A 17,760-nucleotide genomic window follows, 5' to 3' on the forward strand; every position below is an offset into this window, starting at 1 on the left:
AATCCTTACTCTGGAGCCAGCTCTCTCGCAAAAGCGTGCAAAACGAGAGTCGCGAAATTATGCCTGCATAATTTCATGACCGAGTGAAGCCGCGGACGCCGTAGGCGTCAACCACGCCTCGTTAAATAAACCTAAGCCGAATACAGCAGAAACAAGTTTACTTGTTTCTATTGTTGAGGTGCCGGTTTATGCAATCATATTGCAATACGAGGCGTTTGTTGCTCACAGAAGACCGTTCGCGCCCAATCGGACTAAGTCCGTCCCCGAAGCGCTCACTCTCGCAACCGCCCCTGTTTAATAACAGGGGCTTCGTTGCTCACAGAAGACTGTATCTTATTCCTCTACGTCCACCATTTCAACGTGGAGGTGTTCCATTTCGCCTTTTTCCCAGAGCACCTTGAAACGCGGCCCAAGCTTATCTTGGGCCATTTCTGCAATTTCACGGCGCTTGTTCATGGGCACATCGACGATGCGGAAATCCATAGCCGCATTCTTGTAATGCTTTGAATTCTGCTTATGGTAAGGGTAATCGTTTCCACTGGTAATTACGGGAACATAATCGTCCCCCATCACCTTATGGTAGCAGCGGACGACTTCGATTCCCATCGTATCCATCGCAGGGAGCAGACTTTCGAGGTATACCCCCGGTTTTTGACGGGTGCGCTTGAGCAGCAAACGGTGAACCTCACGCTGATTAAACGGCTTAAGATTCAAATGGCGCATGTATTCTTCGGCGGACCAGTTTTCTTCGACCTGCTTGGGTTCGTACTTCGGAATGGGCCGATCGTTCGCCTTAATGAGCCTGTATACACCAAACAAAGCTACAATCGCAAGTACAGGCGCCAATAAGTACAAATGTTTAACAAAAAATTGCATTTTTCCGCCATCAAAAATACTATTTTAAAGGCATGAAAAAAGTAATTCTTATCTCTGCCACTCTTATTTCTTCGATGTTCCTTTTCGGCTGCGGCGACAACGCCAACTATACCGGCTGCTGGAAGGGCGAAGCCAATATGATTTTTGAAGTCCTCTCCGAAAACAACCAGGATTTCACGATTCGCAACGTGAACGGCGACCTTTCCGCCACCATTCAAGAAGGCAAACTTTGCGGTAAGAATTCTTTGGACATGCCCTACTGCATGAGCGTCAAGGGCGACTCCGCTTACTACGAATTCGGCGGCATCACCACCGGTTATGCCCGCATCAGCAAAGAAGAATACGAAGACATCTTTGCTTCGCAGAAAAAAGCAGCGATTGAATAACAACCGCCGCCGCGAATCAATTGATTACGTCTTTAAGGATTTGCTCTATCATGTATTCGGTAGGAGCGCCGCTCCAGACCCGCTTGATGTAGCCGTCCTTATCCAGCAGCATTAGTGTTGGAACTGCGTGGATGCCATAGCGCATCCACATTTCTTTTTTGGCGTCGCGGTAAAGCGGATACGGCGACGCATGCTGGTGGGCATAGAAATCATTCAGCACGTCCACCGATTCGTCTGCAATGCCGATAATTTCGAGACCCTTGTCGCTGTACTTTTTATAGATGTTTGCAAGCACCGGGAGCGTCTTGCGGCAAGGACCGCACCAAGTGGCCCAAAAGTCGAGCAAGGTGGCCTTCGGCTTTTCCTTACGCTTTTCACCGTTCTTGTAGAAGTTTTCGCCGAACTTGGCGATTTTACTGCCGATGGCTGACCCCGTGAGACTGCTGATATCGTCGGGACGTTCGGTAAGGGCGACGGCCAGCGTTTTCTTTTTACCCTCGCGCACGATTTCGATTTTGACCTTTTGTCCCGCCTTATGGTTCGCAACCGCCGACTGGATCTGCGCCATGCCAGTAAGCGTTTGACCTTCAACGCCAACAATTTGGTCGCCCGCAACCATGCCCGCCGTAAAGCAGCCCGATTCCGGATGCACGCCAATGACGTTTAAGGCGAGGTGGTTTTCGAAAGTCGCCTTTTTAAAGGTAACGCCCAGCCAAGGGACGGCAAAAGAAGCGCCCACCGTAAAGAGAAGCGCGAGTATAGCATTGCGAATAGTCATGATTAAACAGTTTTAGTTTGTTTGGGATTGTGATCGTCGTAATCCGAAAGCGTGGTATAACCCGTTTCCAAAAGGGCCGCTTCCAGTTCCTTACGCATGGCGTGAGCCGCCATCCAGCGGAAAGCCACCACCGAATAGCATTCCACCGCATCGACACCAAGCTTAATCAAGTCAAAGATCTTGAAGCCGTGGTCAATGCCACCGCAGGCAATCACGCTAATCTGGGGGTAATGCTTGCGGATGTAGGTTACGTTCCACATCATGTTTTCGTAGAGCGGCCTGCCCGACATGCCGCCGCAATCGCCATCGGCACGGAGCGGAGTCAAGTCTTCGAACTTGGTTTCAACCGGGAGTTCGCTAATCTTCTTGGTGGGGTAAGTATTACCCACCACTACACCGTTTACGCCCGTACGCACAATCATGTCCATCACGTTCACCAGGTGGCGTTCCGACAGATCAGGGCTAATCTTGGCATACACGGCCTTGCGAATCGCCTGGGCATTGCGGTACTTCATGATTTCGCCGAAAATACGTTCGGTGAGTGTCAGGTCCATGTCGACGCGGGATTCACCGGTATTGGGGCAGCTCAAATTGATTTCGATAAAGTCGCCGGCCTTGTAGGCAATGGCAAAACTTTCGAGCAGGTCCTTCAGCTTTTCTTCGTCGTCGGTAAGTCCCGGAGTTTCCGCCACCGAGACACCCACGCAAAGTCCTACCTTGTGGGCTTTGGTCAACTGTTCGTCGGCGCGACGCGCAATGACTTCGACCCCTTCGTTATTGAGTCCCATGCTGTTATGGATAGCACGCTCATTCTCTAAAAAGCCGATACGCGGGCGGTGAGTGTTACCTTCGCGAAACTTGCGGGTAGCAGTTCCCACGGTAATGCCGCCAAAGCCCATGTTCGCATAGTCGCAAATGCGCTTGGCAGTCTTGTTGGCACCGGCCGCCAAAATGATAGGGCAACCCAGGTACAGAGAATTACTGTGGTCCGGAAAGGTAATGACGCGCTTGAGAGTCTTGCTCAAGTCGGGGCGACCACCCATAAAAGGAATGTAGGGGGCAAACCGGGCTGCATGTTTCAAAGAATCGTGACGGAATTCCGGGTTATTGTGAAAAATGCGGCGGATAAAGGCCAAGACACGGTCGCCGAAATTCAGGTAATACTCGTGGTTTACACAATTAAAAGACATGGGTATTCCTTTTGCCTAAACTTACACCCTAAAAAATAGAAAATATACCCCTCCTGGGACAATTTTAACAATCGTTTTCTATTTTGTTTAACGAATATGGAACAGAAAACAATTGATTTAGTCGTCAAGGCCATCCACGAAAAGATGCCCGCCTATATCCAGACCCTAAGCGATCTGGTAAAAATTCCGTCTATCAGTTTTGACAATTTTGACCAAAAACACGTGCTGGACTCCGCCGAAAAGGTCAAGGAGCTCTTTTTGCAGGCAGGGCTCACCAACGTGCAGTTTCTGTTGCCGCCCAGCGGACGCCCCTCTGTATACGGCGAAAGCCTGACTAGCCCCGACAAGCCGACGGTACTTTTGTACGCTCACCATGACGTACAGCCCCCCATGCGCGAAGCGCTCTGGAATACCAAGCCTTTTGAAGCAAGCCTCCAGGGAGACAGACTCTATGGCCGAGGCACCGCCGACGACAAGGCCGGTATCGTGACTCACTTGGCTGCCCTTGAACAGGTTCGCGCCTGGAAAAAGAGCGATGGTCCGAACCTCAAGTTCTTGATCGAAGGCGAAGAAGAATCCGGAAGTGCAGGTTTCGAAACCATCTTGAAAAAGAATGCCGCGCTTTTGAAGTGCGACGCCGTAATTGTGGCAGACCTCGGCAACTTCGCCAAGGGCACCCCCTCGATTACCACCACGCTCCGCGGCATGAGTGCGGTAAACGTAGAACTCAAGGCCACCAAGGCCCCGCTCCATTCGGGCAGCTGGTCGGGCCCGATTCCTGACCCGGGTCAGGTTCTTTGCCGCATGATTTCAAGCATGACCGACGGCAAAGGCAACATCTTGATTCCGAATTTCGAAGATACGCTTGTACCTCCCACTGAAGCGGAGCTTGCCTCGTACAAGAGCCTCGGCATGACCGAGAAAATTTTCCGCAACGACGGCGGTATTCTGGACAGCGTCAAGCTGAAAGTTCCCGAAGACGAAATTCTCTTGTCACTGTGGCGCAGGCCCTCGGTCGTGGTGACCGCCATGGAAGTCGGCAGCCGTACCAACGCCGGTAACGTTTTGCAAAACTCTGCCTACGCACGCATCGGCATTCGCCTTGCCCCCGGCATGAACGCCGATGTCGCTACCCAGCAGTTAGTGGAATTCTTGCAGGCGCAAGTCCCCTACGGCCTGCAATGCAGTATCACTACCGAAGATGGCGCAAACCCCTTTGTGACCGATACCACTCACCCCTTCTTCCAGAAGATGAGCGAATCCATGGCAAAGGCATACAACGCCGAGACCAAGTTTATCGGTTGCGGAGCTAGCATCCCGGGCGCAGAGCTATTCCGCAACACCTTCGGCGACATTCCTATTTTGCTCACGGGCCTCGAAGACCCCGAATGCAATGCCCATGGCGAAAACGAAAGCCTCTACTTGCCCGACTTTGAACACGGCATTGTAGCCGAAGCCCTATTCTTTGGAGAAATCTGCTAATGAGTACTACAAAGTTTCCCAGACTCGTCGTACTGACCGGTGCCGGCATTAGTGCGGAATCGGGTCTTCGTACATTCCGCGGCAATGACGGTATGTGGGAGCACGAAAACATTGACGATGTTTGCACTCCCGAAGGCTACTACCGCGACAAGAAGCGCGTGAAGGACTTCTACAACTTCTTGCGCAAAGGGCTCAAGGAACATGAACCCAACGCCGCCCATTTTGCCTTGGCCGAGCTGGAGCAGCGCCTAGGTGACGACTTCTTGCTGGTGACGCAGAATGTAGACAACCTGCATGAACGTGCTGGTTCCAAGCGGGTACTGCACATGCACGGCGACTTGATGCGCCTGACCTGCGAACACAACCCGAAACACGAATTCATATTCGACGGCGAAGAAACTTTAGAAACCCGCTGCCCGTTCTGCGGAGCCATGAGCCGCCCGGACATCGTATTCTTTGGCGAGCAGCCGCTGTACATGGAAGAAATCCAAGATGCCTTAAGGCACTGTAAGGAATTCGTCTACATCGGCACGAGCAGCGTCGTGTACCCCGCCGCGGGCTTCAAGAGTTTTGCAAAAAACTTTGGCGCGAAGGTGACTTGCTTGAATCTGGAAGTGCCCACCAGCGACCCCTACACCGACGTTTTTGTAGAAGGCAAGGCAACAGACATTGTACCCAAGTGGTGCAAGAATTTCAAATAAACCGTCTGCAGTTGGCAGAACTTAGTTAGCAGAGCAAATAAAGCAAAATGCTTCGTGACCTTCAGATGCCTCGGCGGTTGCACGCGGGGGCATTTCTTTTGAAAGGCATTTCACACGCATTTCGGGTGTAGCGTTAGCACATTTTTCGCAACGATCCGCAAATCGGCACCCCTTGGCAAAGTCACGCGGATGCGGCACAGAACCAGGAATCGATTTCATGGTGCGCATGTCGCTGTGATTTTCAGGAATAGCAGCCAGCAAGCCCTGCGTATACGGGTGCATCGGAGAATCAATCACGTCGCGAACAGCACCTGTTTCTACAATGCGGCCAGCATACATCACCGCCACATGGTCTGCATACTGCGACACGATTCCCATATTGTGGGTAATCAATAGCACCGCTGTTCCCATGCGGCTAGCCATATCCTTGAGCACGGCGAGTACCTGTGCCTGCACGGTTACATCCAGCGCCGTCGTCGGTTCGTCGGCAATAATCAGTTTCGGTTTAGAAAGCAGCGCCATCACGATGCATACACGTTGCAACATGCCGCCCGAAAGTTCATGCGGATATGAATTCAACACACGGTCGATATCCTTGAAGCCTGCCGATGCAAGCATTTCGCGGATAGTCGCAAGACAATCGCCCTTGATGCCGCAGAACTTGAAAACTTCCATCAGTTGCTTCTTGATGGTCACCACCGGGTTCAGGGCCTGCATAGGCTCCTGAAAAATGCTCGCGATTTCGGCTCCGCGAACCTTCTGCAAATCGGCTAGAGGCAGCTTCGCCAAATCAACCGGAGCGGTATTATCGCTAGCCCTGTAAAGAACCGATCCTTCGACAATTTGCGCACTCGGTTGCGGCAACAAGCGCAGAATGCTCATCGCAGTCACGCTCTTTCCGCAGCCCGACTCTCCCACCAACGCAAAGAATTCGCCGGCATAAATATCGAAAGAAACACGGTCCGTCACCTGCAGCGGTTTAACGCCATCGCGAGGTTTCCCCTTCTTGTCGAAACCGAAAGCCACCGAGAGATCGCGCACCTGCAAAACCGGCAAAGAATTAGACATATCTATCTCCCGACTTCGGATCAACACAAGTCTCCGCAATTGACCTATGCATGCTTGAAATTGTGACGTCAATTGCTCCGCGCTTCCACGACTCGTCAATACGAGTCGTTCTCGCTTGGCATGGATCCTTCAGTCGATTCATACTAAACATATCTATCTCCCGACTTCGGATCCATTGCATCTCGCACACCTTCGCCTACGAACGTGGTGAGGAGCAGCGTCACAAACAAGGCGGCAACCGTACTCACAGAAATCCACGGTGCGTAAAGGTTGTTGAGGCCCTGGCTCATGAGTTCGCCCCAACTCGGAGTCGGCGGCTGCAGGCCAAAGCCCAAAAAGTCCAGCGAAGTGAGGCTACCGATACCGCCAATCAACGTAAACGGGAAAAGCGTCACCACAGGCGTCATGGCATTGGGCAAAATTTCCTTGAAGAATATGTGGCGGTGCCCCAAGCCGAGCACCTTTGCCGACTGCACATAAGTCATGCCGCGCAACTTGAGGAATTCCGCACGCATGTAGTAACTCAGCGAAATCCAGTTGAAGGCCGCCATAATCAAAATCAAAAGCCAGAAGCTACGGCCATAAATGCTACCGATCAAAATCACCACATAAAGCATCGGGAGCGACGACCAAATTTCGATAAAACGTTGCATACCCGTGTCCCAGAACTTGCCGAGGTAACCTTGAATGCCACCAATCACAATGCCCAGGAATGTTCCGAGCACCGTCAAAAGCAGGCTGAAGCTAATGCAGATTCTAAATCCATGAATCAAGCGAGCAAGCACGTCGCGGCCATTGCTGTCGGTTCCGAGCCAATGTCTTGCGCTAGGAGCAAAAGGTGGCGTTCCCTCTTCGCTCAAGTCAGCCTTCAGCGGGTCATGCGCAATCGGGGGCATAATCGTCCACACATCGGGGCAGCCGCCGGCTCGCGTAAAGCCTTCAGCGGCATCTTCTTCGCATTTCCGCACCGATTCGAACAATTTACCGTAATCGGCTTCGGTCTGGTATTCACCGCCAAAGTCCGCTTCGCTGTAGCGCACAAACGCCGGGAAATAAGTCTTCCCTTGAAAACGCATCAGGAGCGGTTCATCATTTACGGTCCAAGAACTCGTGAGCGACAAAAGATACGCCACCACAAGTACCACCAGCGACCAAAACGCACGCTTGTTCTTGCGGAAGCGTTTCAGGCGATTCAATGATTCTTGTGTCAGGCGAAATTTCATGTGACAAATTTATAAAATGGCCATTCTTCTATTTGATTAACTTCGCAATCGAATCCAGCAATTCAGCGAAATCAATGGGCTTTGCCACATGTCCATTAACACCCGCTTCAAAAGCGGCCTTTTTTTCTTCGTCGAAGGCGCTTGCCGACAACGCAATGATTGGCAAGCGAGATTTGCGGGGATTTTCCAATTTGCGAATCAGCGCCGTAGTTTCGAAACCATCACCACGGGGCATCTTCAAGTCCATCAAAATCAAGTCAAAGGAACCTGCAGGCGACCTGTCCACTTGACGGTAACATTCATTGCCATTTTCGACGCAAACGATTTCGGCGCCTAGACTCGTCAGCAGGTTCGATACGATTTCACAAGACTGCGGATCGTCATCTGCCATCAAGATGCTCTTTCCAGAAAGATTCCTCTTGAATGGTTGCACCTCAGGCAAAGCTTGAACCGGATCGTCTTCAGCGATTCGATGGGGCGTTACCACTACCACACGGGTCCCTTCGCCCACACGGCTGGTGATATTCACCGTGCCATGCATCATGTCCACCAGTTTCTTCACAATACTTAGGCCAAGGCCGGTACCGTCAATGCCGCGGGTAAGGGCAGACTGTTCGCGTTCAAACGCGCCGAACACTCTCGGCAAGAATTCTTCAGAAATTCCCACGCCGGTATCTTCCACCACCATTTCGATGTTGCACATTTCCGGATTTTCGTGAGGCAAGTCTCGCATCGAGATTCGAACCAAGCCTCCCCCACGCGTATACTTGATAGCATTACTCACCACATTCATTAGAATCTGGTGGAACTTCACCTTATCCACATAAATGCAGCGCGCCTTGATATTTCGAGCAATCTGCAGCATGATATTCTTCTGCCTTGCAGTCTGTTCGAATGTAGTCACCAAGTCTTCTGTCAACGCGGCAGTCAGCACAGGCGTTTCTTCCAGTTTGTCGTAGCCCGATTCGATAGAAGTCAAACTCAAGACCGAATTGATCATATCCAGCAAAAGCTTTCCCGCAGATTGGATATTACCCAAATAGTAATTCAACAACGATGTTTCCGAATCCGTCAGATTCAAGTTCTGTATGTACCTTTGAGCCAAGGTGTCATAGCCCAGCACGGCATTCATGGGAGTTCGAATGTCATGGCTGATACTAAACAAGAAATTCGATTTTGCCTTGTCGGCACGCTGGGCGCGGTCAAGAGCCTTCACAAGAGCCACCCGCTGTTCATTAAGTTCCTTACGCTTCTCCAGTTCGGCATTCATGGATTCGTCTATAAGCTTAATACCCATGACAATTTCGGGACGATCCTTAGAAGGCTTTACATAATGGATCTGCATGTAATGGATTACACCGTCCTTCGAAATACGATAAATGAATTCAAAGCGGTCACGTTTCATGAATTCGCGATTCAAGCGATCCAAAGTCACGACCTTGTCAAACAAGGGGCGATCTTCGAGCAGAACAATGCGATTCACGTACAAAGAGGCAAGCTGGTCGTAATGAGGAGCTTTTTCGAACGCATCTTGCATATAGCGAGATGCCATCGGGTCAATGCTGTAACATTCGCTCTGACCAGTCCTTGAATCGATCACAAAGGCACTACCATAGGAATCCGTCAACGCATTAATGACATTCAGGTGTTTGCCTTCCATTTCGTTTCGCAAGCGGCGGTTCGTGCGGAATATGGAATGGAAATAAATGGCAAAGAACAATACGACAAAGAACAAAGCTAAAACGGCCTTGATCGCCACAACCTTTGTTACGTTAGCCAGCACATGATACGGAACCATCTGCACCACGAACCAGCCCACTTCGTTAATGGACATGATACAGACAATTGAAGATCCAAATTCCGTGGTTACCCTAAATGCCTTGGGCTCCTTGAGCATGGCATTCTTCTTAATCACGTTGACAATTTCTTGAGGGAAAAATTTCTGGGCACGGATTTCAAAAGACTCGCCATAATCAGAATCCACAACATTCGAGGCGACAAGAGTCAGTTCCCTGTCGCACAAAAGGCCAATGGTCTGTTCACCATTCACCGTATAACGAAGCATGGGAGAAATATCCTTTTTTCCACCAAGGATTCCCGTAATCACACCAATCACTGAATCGCCGTAATACAAGGGCGTATATATGTTGATTCGCGCTTCACCGAACTTTTTTCCGGTATAGTCGATCCAAATGCCCGATTTACCCAGAATGCCCTGACGGAAAAATTCGCTTTCGGAAACATCCACCGGTTCGTCATCGTAAGATAGTTTCAGACCGTCCTTACGGATATATTCAATTTTTGAAAAAGGAACATCATCCTTCATGGAAAGAAAGACTGACTCGGGCCTGCGAAGCTCCGGTCCATCCATCTTCTTCGATACCGATTGGGACACCAGTTTAATGCTGCTTTTCCCGAAATTCAGCGTTTTGCCCAAGTCAAGGGAGAGGCGCTGAGTTTCTTGGGTAACAGCCTCTTCAATTTGATTAAAATAGAATTCCCGCGCACCAAGGGCATACACCACCACAAGCACCACCACAGCAACCGCCACTACAATGATTGCCGGGTTCAGTGGCATTAAACGTTTTAACTTTATCTTTTTCATAACTATTTAAATTGTATATCGCAATTATAAAAAAACATTTTCTAATATGTAGCTCGTATGAGAGATTTTACCATAGAACACAAGCCTCAAAAAGAACGTTGCATACTCGTGGGAATATCGACCCCCAAGGTGCGATCCTGGCTTGCCACTGAACAATTGGCTGAACTGGGAAGGCTTGCAGAGACTGCAGGAGCCGAGGTGGTACAAAGTTTCTTGCAACGAGTGCAGAACTTTAGCCCGGCAACTCTCATTGGCGAAGGCAAAGTCAATGAAGTCAAACGAGCTCTAGAAGAGTTAGACGCAAAAATGGTCGTGTTCGATGATGATCTCTCGGGCTCCCAGGTTCGAAACTTGGAACAGCGCCTCCCTGGAATCAAGGTGCTCGACCGCACGGGACTTATTCTCGACATTTTCGCAAAACATGCCGTAACCGCAGAAAGCCGCCTGATGGTCGAAGTAGCGCAACTCCAATACATGATGCCTCGCCTGACTGGCGCCTGGACACACCTTTGCCGCCAGCATAACGGAGGTATCGGCACCAAGGGTCCCGGCGAAACCCAGCTGGAAACCGACCGTCGAATGATTCGTAAGCGTATCCAGGAACTCAAAAAGAAGTTGGAAAAAATCGAAAATGCCAGAGAAAGCCAAGCCGAAAACCGCAACGACATTTTCCACATCGGTATCGTAGGCTACACCAACGCAGGCAAGTCCACGCTAACCAACCGTCTGACCGACGCCGACGTGTATGTAGAAGACAAACTATTCGCTACACTCGACAGTACAACCCGAAAGCTTTACCTCGATGGCGAAAACATCATTCTGTCCGATACCGTGGGCTTTATTCGTAAACTTCCGCACAACTTAATTGAGACTTTCAAAAGCACTTTGGGTGTGGCGGCCCATGCCGACTGCATCTTGGAAGTCGTTGACGGTTCCGCTCCCGATTACCGCGAGCACCTTGAAGTCACGCACCACACGCTCGAAGGCATTATCAGCCCCGAAACGCCAAGAATTCGCGTCTTCAACAAAGCCGAAGTCTGCGATGAGGCCCGCCGCACGGAACTCCGCGAAAACTACCCCGAAGCAATCCAGGTGAGTGCCCGCGAAAATATCGGCATGGAACTGTTGCGCACCGCCTTTAAGGAACAACTGGCCGAATGGCACAAAAAGCGCGAAGCCCACGAAAAAAGTGAAAAAGAACGTTCCGAGGCCCCTTGGAAAGAGGTATAAGCCTCTCTGCACGCACAGAAATAGAAACTCCTAGCTATATTTAAAACGATTATAATTCACTTGAAAGGAGCATATCATGAATTCAATGAAACTCTCTGCAATCGCTTTGAGTCTCGCTGCCGCAGGCGCCATTGCACAGACTGCACCAGCCGAAGTTCCTGCCGCAGCCCCCGCAGCCGAATCTCCCGCTGCCGCACCCGCCGCAGCTCCTGCAACACCTGCCGCTGAAGCCTCGAAAGCAGACTCCACTGCTGCACAGACCGCCGCACAACCGGCCGCCACAGAACAGACAGCCGCGGAACAAGCCGCTGTCCAGCCGGCTGCAGAAGCAAAACCCACTACAGAAACAAAGCCCGCTGAGACCGCCAAGGTAGAAGAGTCCAAGACCGCCGAAGCCGCCCCCGCAGCGGAGCCTGAAAAGAAAGAAGAAGTCGCCAAGGCCGAAAAACCTAAAGCCGAAGAATCCAAAGCCGAAACAAGTGGCGCTTCTTTTGTCGACCGTTTGAACATCTCCAAGGCCGACGCCGCCCCCGAAGCCAAGAAGGCCATTGAATTCAAGATTTCTGGCCAGGCCGAATTTGACGCTTATGCCAGTATGCGTAACGATGACGAAAAAGACCTCTATCATCGTTTCGCCTCGACGGTTGACGTTGACTTTGAAGTCAAATTCAACGACCAGTGGTCTGCCCAGGTCGAAATCGAAGCCGACGGTAGCGGTACCGCTCCGAGCGCCTACTACAACGGCGCATTCGTCAAGTACACCAGAAACGAAAATTTCGCACTGAAGTTCGGCGACCTGGCCTTCGCAGAAGGCGCTTTCAACTACTACAAGTATGACGACCCTGCCTACAACGCCGCCGGCATGGTAGAACACGACCTTCGCGGCCTTGAACTAGACCTTTACGGTCTGCAGCTCGGACTAGGCTTTACCACCGCCGAAGACGATGCCTCTTGCAACGGAATCGCACTAGATGACAACGGCAATCCGCTGCCCGTAAACGATATCTGCAAGAGCTACGATGCCCATGTCGCCTACCAGTTTGACTTTGCCGGTCAGGCCCTGCGTCCGTTCGCCCACTACAAAAGCTGGCAGGAAGCCAAGGCCAATGAATTCCACGCCGGTTTGGAAGCCGCTCTTGAATTCGGACCGTTCGCCATACACGCCGTTTACGGCCTGCATGCCGACAACCTGACCGAAGACGAACCCAAAGCCACTCACGCCTTCTTGGCAGAACCCACCTTCAAAGTTGCCAACGTAACAGTCAAGGGCGGTTTCTTCTACGCCTTGTTTGACGATGACGCCCCCACCGTTCACGGTACGGAAATTCCTGAATACATGTTCGCCTACGGTGAAGGAGACATCAAGCTGACGGACGCCTTTACAGTCGGTCTGTTGGGAGAATTGCACACCAACTCTCTCGATGACGACACCGATCTCGGCACTCTTGAATTCGGCACCCGCCTCTACTTCAATCCGGTCGATGGTCTCGACGTCACTAGCTTTGTCATGGCCATTCTCCCCATGGGTGACGATTGGGAAAAGGTCGGCCACGAAGCCTCCGTTTCCACCGAAGACTACGGCGAAAATACGAGCCTCAAGTTCGGTGTTGAAACTGTGTTCAGCTTCTAACAGGCTTTCTTTTGCACCTTTGTGCAGTAGTGTCATTTTTTTGACACTACTTTTTTTTATATTGTAAGCCGTTAGTTGAATTTCACGAATTATAAAGCATTTTTTTGAATATGAGCGAAGAAACTAAAGATTCGACCCTTGGACTTTCGAACGTGAACCACCTTGAAAAACTCTACGACGGGTGGTTCCTGGACTACGCCAGCTACGTGATTTTGGACCGTGCCGTTCCTTACTATGAGGACGGACTTAAGCCGGTGCAGCGCCGCATTCTGCATTCCCTTTTCGAAAACCACGACGGACGCTACCAGAAGGTGGCCACCATCGTCGGTCGAACCATGGCCTACCACCCGCACGGCGACGCCTCCATTGGCGATGCTCTCGTGGGCCTCGGCCAGAAGAATTTGCTGATTGACACCCAGGGTAACTGGGGTAACCCCTTCACGGGCGACCGCGCCGCAGCACCGCGTTATATCGAAGGCCGCCTCACGCCATTCGCTGTCGATGTCGTATTCAACCCCGAAACCACTGAATGGATCCCGAGCTACGACGGCCGTAGCCAGGAACCGGTGACCCTCCCGGTCAAGTTCCCGCTGCTCTTGGCCCAAGGTGTGGACGGCATTGCCGTGGGTCTTTCGACCTCGATCCTCCCCCACAACTTCCGCGAACTCTGCGAAGCTAGCATTGCGATTCTGAAGGGCAAAAAGTTTACGCTGTACCCGGATTTCTTCACGGGCGGCATCATCGACGTGAGCGACTACAACGACGGCCAGCGCGGCGGCAAGGTCCGCGTGCGCGCGAAGATTGAAAAAGTCGACAACAAGACGCTCGCCATCCGCGAAATTCCCTACGGCACCACCACCGTAAGCCTGATCGAAAGCATCGTGAAGGCAAACGACAAGGGTAAAATCAAGATCAAGCACGTAGACGACAACACGAGTAAAGAAGTCGAAATCCTCGTGCACCTGCAGCCGGGCACCGACCCGCAGGTCGCCATCGACGCCCTCTATACCTTTACCGACTGCGAAAAGTCCATTTCGCCCTGCACCTGCGTGATTGTCGACAAGCACCCGAAATTCCTCGGCGTCTCCGACATTCTGCGCATGAACACGGAGCACACGGTCAAGCTTTTGGAATGGGAACTCGCCAACGAACTCAAGCACCTCGAAGACAAGTGGCACATGACCACCCTCGAAAAGATTTTCATCGAAAAGGAAGTCTACGAGGTCATCAAGAAGGCAAAAGACCGCGAACAGATTATCAGCCTCGTGCGCGAAGGACTCACTCCTTACCTCAAGCGCCTGCACCGCAAAGAAGTCACTGACGAAGAAATCGGCAAGCTCATCGAAATTCCGATCCGCCGCATCAGCCATTACGACCGTGAAAAGGCCGACCAGCTTTTGCGCGAACTCGAAGAAAGCATCGCAACCTGCAAGTACAACCAGGAACACATTACCGAATACACCATCGAGCACTTCAAGAACATCTTGAAGAAGTACGGCGAAGGCAAGGAACGCCGCACGCAGATTGCGGAATTCGGCAAGGTGGAAGCCGTGCACGTGGCTCTCGCGAACCAGAAGCTTTACGTAAACCGCAAGGAAGGCTTCCTCGGCACCGGCATGAAGAAGGAAGAATACCTCTTCGACGTGTCCGAATACGACGACCTGATTGTGTTCAAGGCCGACGGCAGCTTCAAGGTCGTCAAGGTCAGCGACAAGGACTTCGTGGGCAAAAACATCTTGCTCGTCGAAAAGTTCAAGAAGGACGACGACCGCCACATTTATAACGTGATTCACCAGGACGGCAAGGACGGCGCCTACTACATCAAGCGATTCAACGTGGGTGGCGTTACCCGCGACAAGGATTACTTCATGGGTAAGGGCAAGCCCGGCAGCAAGATTCTGTACATGTCCAGCAACCTGAACGGCGAAGCCGAAGTCGTAGAAGTCACGCTCAAGCCGCGTCCGCGCACCAAGCTCAACTTCGAGGTGGATTTCAGCACCATCGACGTGAAGGGCCGTGGCGCCATGGGTAACATTGTGACCAAGTACCCGGTCAAGAGCATCAAGCGCGTCCGCAAGGGTGTAAGCACCTTGGGCGCCCGCGTTCTCTACTTTGACGCCCTCGCCGGCATCATCAGCACCCAGAAGAAGGGCGACCGCATCGGCGAATTCGGCGAAAAGGACAAGATCCTGATTGTCAAGGAAAACGGTACCGCCCGCGTGCACGACATGGCCGACCCGATTCTCGTGGGTACCGGTGTCAAGTACATCCACAAGTTCGATCCGGAACAGGTCTTCACAATCCTCTACTTCGAAGGTGGCAACTTCAACTACATGGTGAAGCGATTCAACTTGGAAGGCTGCCCCATGACCACGGAATTCAGCCTCGTGTCTGACCACAAGGATACGCAGATGATTGAATTCTTCGCCACCGATGACGCTCGCGAACTCATGGAATACCAGGTGGGTCGCGAAGTCCAGAAGGAAGAACTGGACCTCACCGAAGTCGCCGAAGTCAAGGGCTACAAGGCTTTGGGCAGCAAGTTCACCGCCAAGAAGGTGAAGCGCGCTACCCGAATTACCCCGCCCGACAGTTTCGACGACGGCTCTAGCGAAGACGAAGGCTCCGACGAATCCGACCCGGAACTCTTTGACTAAGCCCGATGTCATCCCGGCCTTGCCAATAGCCACTTGCAGCTTTGCTGCTTAGTGGATATGGTCCTCGGAACGGGGAAGCCGGGATTTCCCTTTATTAGTCACCCCGGACTTGTTCTGGGGGCATTTTTTTATTATGTTATATTCAACCTAGGAGGATTTATGCGTTACATATTAACATTCCTGAGCCTATTTTTGGCAGTTGCATGCAATGCCAACGTACTGATTGTCGTTGACGATATTCTATGGAAGGATTCTTCTGTCAAAGAAGCCGTCAAAACATACGCGAGCGACATCGAAAAAGCGCGTGGGGTTAACGTCAAGATTGAATCGTTTCCTGCCGCAAAAATCGGTAGTACCCCCGAATACTTGAAGAGCGTGCTTGTCAAAAACAAAGACGGACTCAAAGGCGCTATTTTTGTAGGTGACCTGCCGCGAGCTCAGTTCGAATATCCGCAATGGAACATTGACGGATTTAGATACCAGCGCTGGAATTCCGATTTCTTTTTCATGGACCTTGACGGCGTATGGAAAGACACCGCATCCGGCTGGTTCGGCATGAGCGGAGGCAAGATTACCGAGAAAATTCTCCCCAGCCCTAACTTTGATTTCGGCAGTAGCTCTCCCGTACCAGGCGTTCCTGCTGATTCTTTCTCCATGAAATTGGAAGGCTTTTTAAAATCTCCACAGACGGGACTTTGCTCGCTCAAAGTCATTGCGGACAATGCACGCCGTATTTTCATTGGCGACACCCTTGTCATTGACGCATGGCTCCCCGACTGGGACATACCGTACCTAGGTGCAAGAGAAATGCAAAAAGATAGCCTTTATGCATTTACCATGGAATACGAAGAAGAATATGGCGGTTCAAACGCCACGCTTTATTGGAAATGGAACGGAGGCAAATGGGAAATAGTTCCTGATGACGTATGGTTCTACGACGTTTCACCCTTGAAAGAGGGCCTACAAGCAACATTCTACGGCAATATCGGTCTGAAAGAAAAAGCCGAAGAATATTCAGGCGAACCCACCGGTTGGGTAAGCGGCCAGGACAACGGAATCTATGACGGGCACTATTCCAAATCAGGCGAAGTAACAGATTCTCTCGAAATTTGGGTATCACGCATCGACCCCTATACAGCAGGTTTGCTCGGAAGCCCCAAAGACCTTCTTTTAAAATGGTTCCAAAAAGTCCATGCCAGCTATGAGAAAAATACAAACTACGGCAAGGCCGCCTACTTCATGGTTCCTGGGACCGACACGACTGAAGAATCAAACTACAAGTTTATTCGCGGGCTTTCGGCAATGTACGGCCGTTCTGCACTCGATGTCATCGAGGCGGATTCCCTGACATATGTTCAATCTATTGCCAAAGAATACGATTGGTCAATCTATGTCGGCCATGGCGATCCACTCGGACTCGCACTTGGATTCAACGCCAAAGATGTTCGCTACCCCATGCCAGTCGGACCAAGAATGTTTCATTTTGCCTCTTGCAGTCCGTTGCTCGCCTACGATGTCGTTTACGCCCAAACTTACAGTACATCAGTGGGTTCAGCACACCTGTTCGGAACAACTGGCGGTGGCCTTGTTTCGGTCGGAGCAACAAAGACAAGCGGCGACAATCAGTTAGACGACCTGATGTACGAATACGCAGCCGAAGGCATGTGGATTGGCGAAGCATTTAGACGTTGGTTAAACGAACGAATGAAACGCAACCGCTACTATCCCAAAGAAGCTATTTACGACTGGTTCTATGCAGAGGCCATGATTGGCGACCCGATGCAGACCTTTACGAACGAGAAATTGACTTCTTTAAAGCGAAACTATGCAAAGCAGCACAAGAACACAAAAGAAAACGTTCGTGATGCCATGGGAAAGGTTATTCCGCAAGGCTATACCAAATACAAGGTGCGTTTTACACCTTAATGCAGGAA

At 51.2% G+C, this 17,760-nt stretch carries 13 protein-coding genes; 7 read left to right on the forward strand and 6 right to left on the reverse strand.

The features are described 5' to 3' along the window. Positions 1-333: 333 nt before the first annotated feature. Positions 334-876 (reverse strand): hypothetical protein, encoded by a 543-nt coding sequence (locus tag B9Y58_RS06705; protein WP_073055056.1) that lies wholly within the window; start codon positions 874-876, stop codon positions 334-336. 32 nt (positions 877-908) lie between these two features. Here B9Y58_RS06705 and B9Y58_RS06710 point away from each other — a divergent pair, with 32 nt between their 5' ends. After that, positions 909-1,262, forward strand: a complete 354-nt coding sequence (locus B9Y58_RS06710; RefSeq protein ID WP_073055054.1) for a hypothetical protein — start codon at positions 909-911, stop codon at positions 1,260-1,262. 16 nt (positions 1,263-1,278) lie between these two features. Here the strand turns inward: B9Y58_RS06710 and B9Y58_RS06715 are convergent, their stop codons facing one another. Beyond that, positions 1,279-2,040, reverse strand: coding sequence for a thioredoxin-like domain-containing protein (locus B9Y58_RS06715; protein ID WP_073055052.1), 762 nt, complete (start codon positions 2,038-2,040; stop codon positions 1,279-1,281). 2 nt (positions 2,041-2,042) lie between these two features. Further along, on the reverse strand, positions 2,043-3,230 hold the full coding sequence (locus B9Y58_RS06720; RefSeq protein ID WP_073055050.1) for a beta/alpha barrel domain-containing protein: 1,188 nt from the start codon (positions 3,228-3,230) through the stop codon (positions 2,043-2,045). Between the two features lie 96 nt (positions 3,231-3,326). On the opposite strand from B9Y58_RS06720, the gene B9Y58_RS06725 reads away from it, so the two are divergent. Together B9Y58_RS06725 and B9Y58_RS06730 are read left to right on the forward strand one after the other, a co-directional pair. Then, positions 3,327-4,712: a M20/M25/M40 family metallo-hydrolase gene (locus tag B9Y58_RS06725; RefSeq protein ID WP_085534855.1), complete on the forward strand. Its 1,386-nt coding sequence runs from the start codon at positions 3,327-3,329 to the stop codon at positions 4,710-4,712. After that, a complete protein-coding gene (locus B9Y58_RS06730; protein WP_073055047.1) occupies positions 4,712-5,413 on the forward strand; it encodes an SIR2 family NAD-dependent protein deacylase in 702 nt (233 codons plus the stop codon). Before B9Y58_RS06725 ends, B9Y58_RS06730 begins: the two co-directional genes overlap by 1 nt. A gap of 21 nt (positions 5,414-5,434) precedes the next feature. Here B9Y58_RS06730 and B9Y58_RS06735 read toward each other — a convergent pair whose 3' ends face one another. The 3 genes from B9Y58_RS06735 to B9Y58_RS06745 form a co-directional block, all read right to left on the reverse strand. Beyond that, positions 5,435-6,481 (reverse strand): ABC transporter ATP-binding protein, encoded by a 1,047-nt coding sequence (locus B9Y58_RS06735; protein WP_085534856.1) that lies wholly within the window; start codon positions 6,479-6,481, stop codon positions 5,435-5,437. Positions 6,482-6,624: 143 nt separating this feature from the next. Continuing rightward, positions 6,625-7,704 (reverse strand): ABC transporter permease, encoded by a 1,080-nt coding sequence (locus B9Y58_RS06740; protein ID WP_085534857.1) that lies wholly within the window; start codon positions 7,702-7,704, stop codon positions 6,625-6,627. 28 nt (positions 7,705-7,732) lie between these two features. Then, positions 7,733-10,309 (reverse strand): ATP-binding response regulator, encoded by a 2,577-nt coding sequence (locus tag B9Y58_RS06745; RefSeq protein ID WP_085534858.1) that lies wholly within the window; start codon positions 10,307-10,309, stop codon positions 7,733-7,735. A gap of 57 nt (positions 10,310-10,366) precedes the next feature. Here B9Y58_RS06745 and hflX point away from each other — a divergent pair, with 57 nt between their 5' ends. The 4 genes from hflX to B9Y58_RS06770 all read left to right on the forward strand — a co-directional run bounded on the left by hflX (position 10,367) and on the right by B9Y58_RS06770 (position 17,752). Beyond that, a complete protein-coding gene (gene hflX / locus B9Y58_RS06750; protein ID WP_073055040.1) occupies positions 10,367-11,539 on the forward strand; it encodes a GTPase HflX in 1,173 nt (390 codons plus the stop codon). A 76-nt stretch (positions 11,540-11,615) separates the two neighbouring features. Next, positions 11,616-13,169, forward strand: coding sequence for a hypothetical protein (locus tag B9Y58_RS06760; protein WP_109639716.1), 1,554 nt, complete (start codon positions 11,616-11,618; stop codon positions 13,167-13,169). Between the two features lie 110 nt (positions 13,170-13,279). Then, positions 13,280-15,826, forward strand: coding sequence for a DNA gyrase/topoisomerase IV subunit A (locus tag B9Y58_RS06765; protein WP_073055034.1), 2,547 nt, complete (start codon positions 13,280-13,282; stop codon positions 15,824-15,826). A 159-nt stretch (positions 15,827-15,985) separates the two neighbouring features. After that, a complete protein-coding gene (locus B9Y58_RS06770; RefSeq protein ID WP_073055032.1) occupies positions 15,986-17,752 on the forward strand; it encodes a PA14 domain-containing protein in 1,767 nt (588 codons plus the stop codon). Positions 17,753-17,760: the final 8 nt, after the last annotated feature.

Source organism: Fibrobacter sp. UWB15 (assembly GCF_900177705.1).
GTDB lineage: Bacteria > Fibrobacterota > Fibrobacteria > Fibrobacterales > Fibrobacteraceae > Fibrobacter.